This window comes from Nostoc sp. PCC 9305 (genome assembly GCF_963920915.1).
Taxonomy (GTDB): domain Bacteria; phylum Cyanobacteriota; class Cyanobacteriia; order Cyanobacteriales; family Nostocaceae; genus Nostoc.
In genome coordinates this window covers 19688-30320 of sequence record NZ_CAWUDN010000099.1, presented here as the reverse complement: position 1 = coordinate 30320, position 10633 = coordinate 19688, and the positions used below count along the sequence as shown (strand labels likewise).

Sequence of the window (10633 nt, the reverse complement as noted above, 5' to 3'; positions counted from 1 at the left end):
GAAACTGGTTTGCTAGTTGCTGCTATTGTACCTCATAACAGCCGCAAATGCTGTAAGCGATGTGCAGGTGCGTTACACTGTGTTAACGCACCCTAATTTCTAAGACAAGTTAGGAATACTAGACTTTTCTAAACTCGCTACTAATTTCACTCCAAACTCTTCCTCAAACACTCCTTTTTTATAATTTAAGCTCCAAAGTTCTAAATCACAATCATCATCCAATTGAGTTGGGAAAATTAGCAGGTTTACCTGATTAAGTTGTGGATAATACTCACATTGCACTTGAGCGACTGCACCAATTTGTCGTCTATCTAATGCTACTGCCAATCTTAAAATGGCACTTAATTGACTAACAATTTGTCGCTGTTGTTTAGTCAGCAAACTCTGGTAGTTTTCATGTTTTTTCTTGGGCGGCGATTTGCGATGATAACGCGCTATATTGGCAATAATTTCAATCTCGGTTTCTGTATAACCGAGTAATTCTCCATTGCGAATTAAATAGTAAGAGTGCTTGTGGTGAGACGAATGGCTAATATAGTGACCGCAATTGTGTAATATTGCCGCTGCCCACAACATTTGTCGCTCGTCAGTTCCCCAGTGGTGTAACGTACCTTGAGTTTGGTCAAATAAACTCTCGGCAAATTTTGCCACGCGATCGCTGTATTCTAAGTTGATGTGGTATTTATCCGCGAGTTTGAGAACATTCCGTTCCCGAACTGAACTTTGGTAGCGTAGCTTATCTTCAATTAAACCGTGGGTTAGCATCCAGTCTACGATTACACCTTCTCTCAGAGAACGCTCGCAAACTGTTACCGATTCACTACCCAAAAGGGTCATTGCTTCTTGTAATATGACTGCGCCAGCGAGGATAACTTCAGGGCGCTTCTCTGGCATACCAGGAATTTCAGCCCTTTCGGAATTACTCAGTTTCCGCAAGCGATTTACCAACTCTTGCAAGTCTTGAAGACTAAATTGGTAGCCATTGAGAGTAGTAGGAATAACACCCGACTTTTCTCGTGCATGAATCATCGCCAGGGTTTCAATTGTGCCCGCCGTACCCACCAAACGCGGAGATTCCCCTAACTCTAGGTTTGCTAAGATTTCTTCTACAGAACGTTCCAACATCCCGCGTGCATAAGCTTGCAGATACTGGAACTCAGTGGTGCTGATGGGGTCAGTAGTAATTAACTCGCTAGTGAGTCGCACTGCACCAACTTTGGTACTGGTAAGAGTCCGGGCTTGGTGACTATCGCCTAAAATCAATTCTGTCGAACCACCGCCAATATCAATAATCATGTGGGGCTGGTTGTTAAATTCCATCCCCGACAGGACACCAAGATAAATTCGCCGCGCTTCTTCTTGACCAGAAATCAAGTTAACGCTTAAACCCAACTCCGTTTCTATTGTGTGCAAAAAATCTTTACCATTGGGGGCTTCTCGCACAGCACTAGTTGCCACAGCGATGATTGTTTCAGCGTTGATAGTTTTGGCAACTTCTTGAAAGCGTCCTAAAGCAGCGATCGCCTTTTTAACGATCTCTGGTTTGAGTTCTCCAGTGGTAAGATTGCGATCGCCAAGCCTCACGGTTTCCTTTTCTTTAGCAATAATGCTGAAAGCTGGTAGTGTGGGGTCAATCTTGACTACTACCATGTGTAGAGAATTTGTTCCCAGGTCAATGGCAGCAATAATCCGATGTTGCTTAGATGGTTGAGCAGGAATACTCTCCCAGCTAGAAACTAAATTCAGCATCTAGTTTTCTCTCTTTATTAAGAAATGATGGCAAACGGTGATACGTCGGGGTAGCTAGCACTGATATTTATGACAACACACTTGCTCAGACTGAGTGCTGTTAGCGGTAGCAGGGCATTGAGCCAGTGCTGAATATTGAGTAAATTAAAAAATACTCAGCATTCGCAACTCAGCTTGATCGAGGGTAACTGAGCTATGTATATTCACCCTACTATTTATAACCTGAGTGACTATTTAAAGATATTTAAAGTTGCCACTTTGGGTTATGTTTTTACAAATAACAAATAACGTTATTCTATAGATGTAAAGAAGTGTGAATTCATCTCTCTAAAGTTATTTGTTGATTTCTATGTTAACGACGCCAGAACGCCCCCAGTCACCAATTTGGCTTGTAATTATCCGGCTTTTACGCTGGCATAAACCAGAAGGGCGGTTAATTTTAATGATTCCTGCCCTTTGGGCTGTGTTTTTGGCAGCTTCAGGAAAACCGCCTTTACCTCTGGTTGGTGTGATTATATTGGGTACTCTGGCCACGAGTGCGGCTGGGTGTGTTGTCAACGATTTGTGGGATCGGGATATCGATCCAGAAGTAGAGAGAACACGCGATCGCCCCCTTGCTTCTCGCGCCTTATCTGTGAAAGTTGGGATTGTAGTTGCGATCGTCTCTTTAGCGTGTGCAGCAGTCTTGGCCTTTTATCTTAACCCCCTAAGTTTCTGGTTATGCGTGGCAGCAGTGCCTGTAATTCTGCTTTATCCAGGTGCAAAGCGGGTGTTTCCCGTACCGCAACTGGTACTTTCCATCGCTTGGGGTTTTGGGGTATTGATTAGCTGGAGTGCAGTAACACAAAGCATTTCTCAACCAACTTGGTTGCTTTGGGGCGCGACTGTATTGTGGACATTGGGATTTGATACAGTTTACGCCATGAGCGACAAGGAAGACGATCGCCGCATTGGTGTTAATTCTAGCGCCCTATTTTTTGGTAATTATGCTCCTCTAGCTATTGGAATTTTCTTTGCTGGCACAATCTTGTTATTGTCTTGGTTAGGCGTAGTTATACATCTGCACTTAGCCTTCTGGATTAGCCTTGCAGTTGCTACTATCGCATGGGTTTGGCAATATCTGCGATTAAGAGAGCCACACTTACCTAATTCTGCTTATGGTAAGATGTTCCGGCAAAATGTATGGATTGGTTTTATTTTACTTGCTGGGATGATTGCTGGATCTTTATAAGGAGGCAGGAACCTGTGTTTAAAAAGATTGGATTATGCGTTGAAAATTTACCATGCTATTTGATGCATTTAAAAATCGTAAATCTCCTAAAATCGAATTCATCAAGACTAACCCAACCTGGCGCGTAGCGTGGGGAACAGTTGATGCAAATTATGAAGATATAGCCTGGCGAGATGAAAAAATTTCTGTAATTTTACCACCCACAACTTCGGAATTTCCAACGGAGAAATTAGCAATCAGTTCTAGAGGACGATTTGTTGTTGTTGGTGATGTTTGGTTAACTAACCGAGTGCAGTTGCTGCAAAAGTTGGGAATTGAACCGGATAGCTTTGAAGGAAGTTCTCTGCAACTGGTAGCCAATCTTTGGGAACGATGGGGCAATGAAAGTCTTAGCCAACTTGTGGGGATGTTTGCGCTAGTGGTTTGGGATAGAGACAAACAGGTGTTGAGATTGGTTCGCGATCGCATCGGTGTTCGTACTCTCTATTACACTACCACTGGTTCAGTTCGTTGGATTGCGCCTCAACTGAGAACTTTATCACCCCATCGTTCATCTGATTTAGATTTGGTGGCGTTGCGAGATTACCTTTGTTGTGCCTTTGTTCCTGGCGAACGAACCCTTTGGGAACAAGTGCGAGAACTGCGACCTGGAACTGTTTTAGAATTCCCTGACTACAAAGTTACAGCTTATTGGCAGCTTCAAGAACAGATTATAGCAAGCGATCGATCCTTAGCATGGCATGGCGATCGCTTGCGAGAACTCTTAGAGCAAGTTGTTCAAGAATATTTACCACCAGCAAATGAACCAGTTGGCGTTTTTCTTTCTGGTGGTTTGGACTCTAGCAGTATCACTGCTTTAGTAGCAAAATTCCACAAAGCCCCAGTCCACACCTTCTCGATTCATTTTGGTGCGGAATGTCCCAATGAATTAGAATTTTCCAGTCTCGTTGCATCCCATTGTCAGACACAGCACCACATTTTAGAAATTACTTTTAAGGATATGTGGTCACGTTTGCCGGAAACAATGGCTTATTTAGATGACCCCATTGGCGACCCACTGACTGTTCCCAACCTCTTGCTGGGACGACTGGCGAGAGAAAGTGTAGAAGTAGTTTTAAATGGTGAAGGTGGCGACCCCTGTTTTGGCGGGCCAAAAAATCAGCCGATGTTAATTAATAGTTTATATGGCTCTGTCACCAATCAGGATGCATTGCAAGCTTATTTAATTTCCTTTCAAAAGTGTGCTGTTGACTTACCGCAACTTTTAAAACCAGAAGTTTGGACAGCAGTACAAACAGCGCCTTGGGTTTTTGCAGAAGATTTATATTCCCAAGCAAGCTATCTGAATCGTTTGATGGCAATGAATATCAAATTTAAAGGCGCTGACCAAATTCTGACCAAAGTTAGTAACTTGACTCAAGCTGCTCTTTTGCAAGGTCGTTCTCCTTTATTTGACCAACGAATAGTAGACTTAAGTATGGAAATACCTCCAGAGTATAAGCTTTCTGGAGTGGAAGAAAAAGCAGTTTTAAAGCAAGCGATTGCAGATATTTTACCAGACACAATTATTCATCGTCCCAAAAGTGGCATGATGGTTCCGGTGCAGTTAGGATTTCGGAAATATTGGCAGCAAGAAGCCAGAGATTTATTGCTAAATCGAAATGCATGTATTACTCCTTACTTAAACCAGTTGCCAATTCGTAATTGGTTAAACTATCAAGGCGATACTTGGAGTCGTTATGGAGTAAAGCTGTGGTTGCTTACTAGTTTAGAAATTTGGTTACAAGTAAATCAAAAAGCACAGTAGTGAAAGCAACAAAAGGATACGCCATTAATATTACTTATGGTAATTTTGAATTTAGAGCAAGCAACATGACTCTTGGTATATAAATATTTCCTGACTTATGTCAGCATTTTTTGTTTTATAAACCACTGAAAAAACGCATTTTCAAGTGATTGCCGATTTTTTGTTAATTTATTTTTGATTATTTACTGAGCTAATCTCCGTTTGCGGTGTACTCTCAATATACGGTAACTACTACACTCAACCTTTGAGATCAATTACACCCAGAGGTGAATACCATGAACAATTATGCTCAACAACAGGAATTTATTTTAAGTCAAATCACAAATAAATATTTTCAGCGTCGAGATTTCAGTGGGTGTGACTTGAGGGGAATCGACCTGAAAGGAATTAATTTAAGTGGTATTAACTTTATCGGAGCGGATTTGCGTGATGCAAATTTGTCTGGCTGTGTTCTGAATCGTGCTAATTTCAGTGGCGCAAATTTGATGCAAGCTAGCTTACGTGAAGCTAATTTGTACGAAGCATCTTTATGTGAAGCCAATTTGACCAATGCTGATTTAACAAGAGCAAATTTGTGCGGAACTTTCTTATGGCGAGTGAAATTCATAGATAGTAATCTTTGGGGTGCTTCTTTATGTGATGTGGATTTGAGAGAAGCAGACTTAAGTGAAGCCCAATTAATTGAAGCATCGCTGATTGAAGCTAACTTAAGTTTTGCAAATCTCACACGAGCAAAGCTCTGTGGAGCAAAATTACTAGAAGCTAATCTAACTGAGGCTAACTTAACTAGTGCAGACTTGACATGGGCAAATTTAACTAAAGCAAACTTGAGTAAGGCAAACCTTTGGAAGACAAATTTGATTTATGCAAAGTTGCGAGATACTATTATGCCTGACGGCACAATTGAGCAACCTCAAATAGTTATTTATTAGTTAGGAGTAGCCTATTACCCTTGGGGCGATCGCACTTTCTATTAACCAACTGCGATCGCTTGGGTGAGTAAATAAAAGTTTAAGATTGCAGTACTCCTTGTTCTACTTTTGTTAACTCAATTTTCAGATATAGCGGTTCCCACTCAGATGCGGTACAAAATTATACAGCACTTCCGGCAGCTATGAGGTACATCCTCAAATCTGAAAGCTATGATAGAAAAGGGCAAGAAGAAAAACTGTACTGTATTGCATAATAGCTGTCAGCGCTTTAACCCAAGTTTTTCTAGTCCTCTTCTAGAGGACTTTCACCATTAGACAGGGAATTCTATTCCCTGGCGGTCTGTATTGCATAATAGCTGTCAGTGCTGTATCGCAAGGTGTAGGGGCAATTCATGAATCATTGGTGTCAACTTAACGCGAAACCGCTTGTCCGCCGGGAATTGAAATTCCCGTCTCATAGCTAAAGTCATCTGAAGATGACTAAATATCGCCAAAAATCTCCAGTCTACTTCAGTCGTTTTCCCAACGCCGTCTATACCGAAGATTGTAAGCAAGTGACAGCCATCTTGTAAAATCCATAACTTTAGCTGCGTTAGTTCTTGTGAGCATCCATAATTAGTAATTCAGGATATTTCAGCCCCTCTCCGCGTCGGAGAGGGGTTGGGGAGAGATTCATCAAACTCACGTTAATTCAGTTAAAACTTGGTCAAAACTTGGGGTGCGGTACTTTATTTGCGTAACGCACCCTATTTTCGCTGTATGTATCTTAGATACATCGAATTGCTCTTGTAAAATTATTAAGAATTAACTATGGAACCTATTTCTCTGATTATTGCTGCTTTAGGTGCTGGTGCGATCGCGGCTGCTAAAGATACCGCCGGAACAGCCGTGAAGGATGCCTATCAGGGTTTGAAGGCTTTGATTAAGAAAAAATTGGAAGGTGATGTTCTGGGACAAGCGATGGTAGATGCCAAACCCGAAGAAATTAAGCAAGCTGAAGGTTTATTAAAAGACAAAATTACCAAAGCTGGTGCCGATCGAGATGCAGCAATTATTCAAGCGGCTCAAGAGTTACTTAATCAAGTCAAAGAACAGCCCGGTGGACAGGAGATTATCACCCAAAATATCAGTAATGTCAAATATGCCGCTACTTCTGGTTCTGGTAATGCAAGTATTAGTGGCATCAATGAACAAGGCACATCGAAGGAGGACTGAGACTGTAACTTAATTAATCAGGGTAGATGTTATGTCTAAGCAAGGCGAGATCCAACAAAGTGTTACAGAGAGTGAATACGCTGCCACCTCAGCGACTGGTAATGCAACTATCACTATTACCAATTACTACTATCGGGAAGAAACAAAATTAGTCCCGTCTGATTCTACCAACGCTGCTGATGAATCTCTCCCTTGCCCTTATCGCGGTTTGTTTCATTTTAGTCCCGATGATGCGGAGTTTTTCTTTGGACGTGAGGTATTTGTAGAAGAACTGTTCGCTGCTACTCAAACCTGTAATTTTATCCCGGTGTTGGGTGCGTCAGGAAGCGGAAAATCTTCGGTGGTGTTGGCGGGATTAGTCCCTAAGTTACAAAAACAAGGTTATTGGAAGTTTACTCACTTCCGTCCTGGTTCAGAACCATTCCAAGCTCTGGCTGAGTCGCTGGTTCCCCTTTACGAGCCGGATAAAAATGCTACTGAGCAAATGCTTCAAGCTCGTAAGTTAGCTGAATACTTTGCCAATGGTTCTGTTCCTCTGCAAGATGTTTTCTCCAAAATTAAAGGGAATTATCCCAATCATCGGGTATTGTTGATTGCCGACCAATTTGAAGAACTTTATACTTTGTGTGCGGATCAGAAAGTTCGCCGTGGTTTCCTAGATACGTTATTAGCTTGCTTTCAATCTAACCCTGACAATAATACTGTGCTGGTTGGAACCATGCGGGCGGATTTCTTGGGGAATCTCCTCTCCTATCGTCCACTTGCAGATGTGTTGCAAAATGCTGACATCAAGCTGGCACCGATGAATCGTGATGAACTTTCACAGGTGATTGAAAAGCCTGCTGAGAAGTTGGGTGTGACATTTCAAGATGGATTGGTGGAACGCATTTTGGATGATGTGGAAGATGAACCGGGGAATTTACCTCTTTTGGAGTTTGCATTAACAGAGTTGTGGAAACGACGAACGGGTAAACAGTTAACTCATGCAGCTTATGAGGAAATTGGTGAGGTAAAAGGTGCATTAGCTCGTCATGCAGATGAGAATTACGGTAAGTTGAGCGCCACTGAAAAAAAACAGGTGCGGCGAATTTTTATTCAATTAGTGCGTCCGGGGGAAGGAACGGAGGATACGCGACGACTAGCGACAAAAGCCGAATTGGGTGAAGCCAGATGGGAATTGGTGAAACAGTTGGCGGATAATCGATTAGTAGTCACCAGTCAAAATTCTGCTAACCAAGAGACAGTAGAAGTTGTCCATGAAGCGTTAATCCGTAATTGGGGTGAACTTCGGCAATGGATGGATGCAGATCGTAGCTTTCGGGCTTGGCAAGACCGTTTGCGCTCCGCAATGTATCAATGGGAACAGACGAAACGAGATGAAGGGGCATTGTTGCGGGGTGCAGCGTTGGTGGAGGGGGAAGAAAAGCTAAAACAACGGCGAGAGGACATTAGCGCAGGGGAGCAAGAGTTTATTCAAGCTAGTGTGGAAGTGCGCGATAGGCAAAAAAAGCAAGAGAAAGAAGCTAGAAAGCGTCAGATCGTAGTAACTTCGATTACATCTGTATTCTTTGCTGGATTCGCGATTTTTGCTGGATATCAATGGAGACAAGCAGAAATCGGGCAAATTCAGGCTTTGAACCAATCTTCAAAAGCTAATTTCACGGTGAATCGAAATGCTTTTGACGCGCTGATTGATGTATTAAAAGCAGGGAAGCATTTACAACAATTGCCTGGAGGCATCACTGACCAACAAGTCCAGGCTGATGTTCTGACAAATTTGGTGCAGTCCGTGAACTGGGTGAGGGAGCAAAACCGCTTGCAAGGACATATAGGCATTGTTCAGAGTGTTAGCTTTAGCCGGGATGGTAAGATGCTTGCTACAGCTGGCTATGATAACACCGTAAAACTGTGGCGACGGGATGGAAGCCTATTAAAAACTTTGAAAGGACATACAAAACCGGTCATGAGCGTCCGTTTTAGTCCTGATGGAAAAACGATTGCTTCTGGCAGTCAGGATGGAAGAGTCATGCTTTCGGAGGTCAACGGTAATTTTATACGATTTATTCCTGCTCACCAGGATCTGGTTACGAGTGTCAGTTTTAGCCCGGATGGTCAGATGCTTGCTACAGCTAGCTATGATAAAACCGCAAAACTGTGGCAACTGGATGGTCAATTAGTCTCTACCCTTAGCGGACATCAGGACGTGGTAAGGCAAGTGAGTTTTAGTCCTAAAGGCGATCGCATTATCACAGTGAGTGATGACAAAACGGTAAAGCTCTGGAGCCAAGATGGCAAGAAGCTACTAAAAACTCTTGACAAACACTCTGGCCCTGTTGTGAGTGCAGATTTCAGCCCTGACGGTAGCTTTTTTGCCACTGGTAGTAAGGATGGAACAGTGAATCTTTGGAATCAAGAGGGTGAGTTTGTAAGGACTTTTAAGCATTCTGGAGAGGTAGGGAGCGTTAGTGTGAGTATAGATGCACAAACAATTGCTTCTGGTAGTATGGATGGAACTGTAAGACTCTGGGCGCGAGATGGCAGATTAGTGGATACTTGGGCAGGTCATGAAGGATCAATTCCCAGTGTAGCTTTTAGTCCAGATGGAAAGATGCTTGCAACTGCTGGTAACGATGGTATTACGAAGTTTTGGCAGCTAAATCGAAGTGGGCTTACTGTTTTGGCTGGACATCAGAACAATGTGCTTGGCGCAAAGTTCAGCCGGGATGATAAACGAATTGCAAGTGCAAGTTCTGACAGAACGATAAGGATCTGGAGTCGAGACGGTAAGTTACTTTCTACCCTGAGAGGGCATAAAGGTGATGTGAATGCTGTTAGTTTTAGTCCAGATGGAAAAACTATTGTTAGCGGCGGTGATGACGGCAAAATAAGGCTTTGGAGTGCAGACGGACAAGCTCTGAGAACACTGGGAGAGCATAAAAATATAGTCATGTCCGTTAGCTTCAGTCCTCACGGGCATACAATTGCCTCTGCCAGTGCTGATGGAACCGCGAAACTTTGGAGTTTAGATGGTAAAGAACCTATAACTTTAGAAAAAGGCAGTGCTAGAGTGTTGAGTGTGGCTTTCAGTTCTGACGGACATACTATTGCCACCGTCGGTGATGACAAGACCATAAAATTGTTGAGTTATGAGGGTAAAGTACTTAAAAAATGGGAAGAAGCACATACAAGTGAAATTTGGTCTGTTGGTTTCAGTCCTGATGGACAAACGATCATCACTGCTGGTGACAAGACAATAAAGCTTTGGCAACGGGATGGAACATTAATTACAACTCTAATTGGACACACAGCTTCGGTACGTGATGCCAGCTTTAGCCCCAATGGAAAAATAATTGCCTCCGCTAGTAGCGATGGGACGATCAAACTTTGGCAAAAAGACGGAACATTAATCACAACTCTGAGTGGACATAGAGCTTCGGTAAATACTGTGAGTTTCAGTAGTGATAGCAAATGGTTAGCATCTGCTGGTGAAGATGGGCTTGTTTTGTTATGGGATATATCAGATATTAGTTTGAAGGGGTTGCTGGAAAAAGGATGCAGCCAGGTCAGGGATTATTTGAAGACTCAAGCAAATAGTTTAAAACAATTATGTAATTGATGTAGGTTTTGCAAGTCAACTGTATGTCTGCTTAATGTAGAACAAAAATAAGGGCGTTACTGAATTAAGGGTTGATTCTTATG

6 protein-coding genes are annotated in these 10633 nt (G+C 42.6%); 5 read left to right on the top strand and 1 reads right to left on the bottom strand.

Going from position 1 to position 10633, the window contains the following annotated elements; all coding sequences use genetic code 11:
• Positions 1–99: 99 nt before the first annotated feature.
• Positions 100–1749: a Ppx/GppA phosphatase family protein gene (locus ACM0OX_RS28000; protein WP_414518252.1), complete on the bottom strand. Its 1650-nt coding sequence runs from the start codon at positions 1747–1749 to the stop codon at positions 100–102.
• A 349-nt stretch (positions 1750–2098) separates the two neighbouring features.
• Between ACM0OX_RS28000 and ACM0OX_RS27995 the strand changes: the two genes are divergently transcribed.
• The 5 genes from ACM0OX_RS27995 to ACM0OX_RS27975 all read left to right on the top strand — a co-directional run bounded on the left by ACM0OX_RS27995 (position 2099) and on the right by ACM0OX_RS27975 (position 10550).
• Positions 2099–2980, top strand: coding sequence for a 4-hydroxybenzoate solanesyltransferase (locus tag ACM0OX_RS27995; protein WP_414518250.1), 882 nt, complete (start codon positions 2099–2101; stop codon positions 2978–2980).
• Between the two features lie 52 nt (positions 2981–3032).
• A complete protein-coding gene (locus tag ACM0OX_RS27990; protein ID WP_414518248.1) occupies positions 3033–4787 on the top strand; it encodes an asparagine synthetase B family protein in 1755 nt (584 codons plus the stop codon).
• A gap of 275 nt (positions 4788–5062) precedes the next feature.
• Positions 5063–5719: a pentapeptide repeat-containing protein gene (locus ACM0OX_RS27985; protein WP_414518247.1), complete on the top strand. Its 657-nt coding sequence runs from the start codon at positions 5063–5065 to the stop codon at positions 5717–5719.
• Positions 5720–6529: 810 nt separating this feature from the next.
• The gene (locus ACM0OX_RS27980) at positions 6530–6934 is read left to right on the top strand and encodes a hypothetical protein (protein WP_334838504.1); all 405 of its coding nucleotides are present in this window, start codon (positions 6530–6532) and stop codon (positions 6932–6934) included.
• A 31-nt stretch (positions 6935–6965) separates the two neighbouring features.
• On the top strand, positions 6966–10550 hold the full coding sequence (locus tag ACM0OX_RS27975) for a WD40 repeat domain-containing protein (protein ID WP_414518246.1): 3585 nt from the start codon (positions 6966–6968) through the stop codon (positions 10548–10550).
• Positions 10551–10633 lie beyond the last annotated feature (83 nt).

Bases quoted from the DNA above. Each gene is read 5' to 3' on its own strand.
- ACM0OX_RS28000 (WP_414518252.1), bottom strand. From the start codon at position 1,749: ATGCTGAATTTAGTTTCTAGCTGGGAGAGTATTCCTGCTCAACCATCT.
- ACM0OX_RS27995 (WP_414518250.1), top strand. From the start codon at position 2,099: ATGTTAACGACGCCAGAACGCCCCCAGTCACCAATTTGGCTTGTAATT.
- ACM0OX_RS27990 (WP_414518248.1), top strand. From the start codon at position 3,033: ATGCTATTTGATGCATTTAAAAATCGTAAATCTCCTAAAATCGAATTC.
- ACM0OX_RS27985 (WP_414518247.1), top strand. From the start codon at position 5,063: ATGAACAATTATGCTCAACAACAGGAATTTATTTTAAGTCAAATCACA.
- ACM0OX_RS27980 (WP_334838504.1), top strand. From the start codon at position 6,530: ATGGAACCTATTTCTCTGATTATTGCTGCTTTAGGTGCTGGTGCGATC.
- ACM0OX_RS27975 (WP_414518246.1), top strand. From the start codon at position 6,966: ATGTCTAAGCAAGGCGAGATCCAACAAAGTGTTACAGAGAGTGAATAC.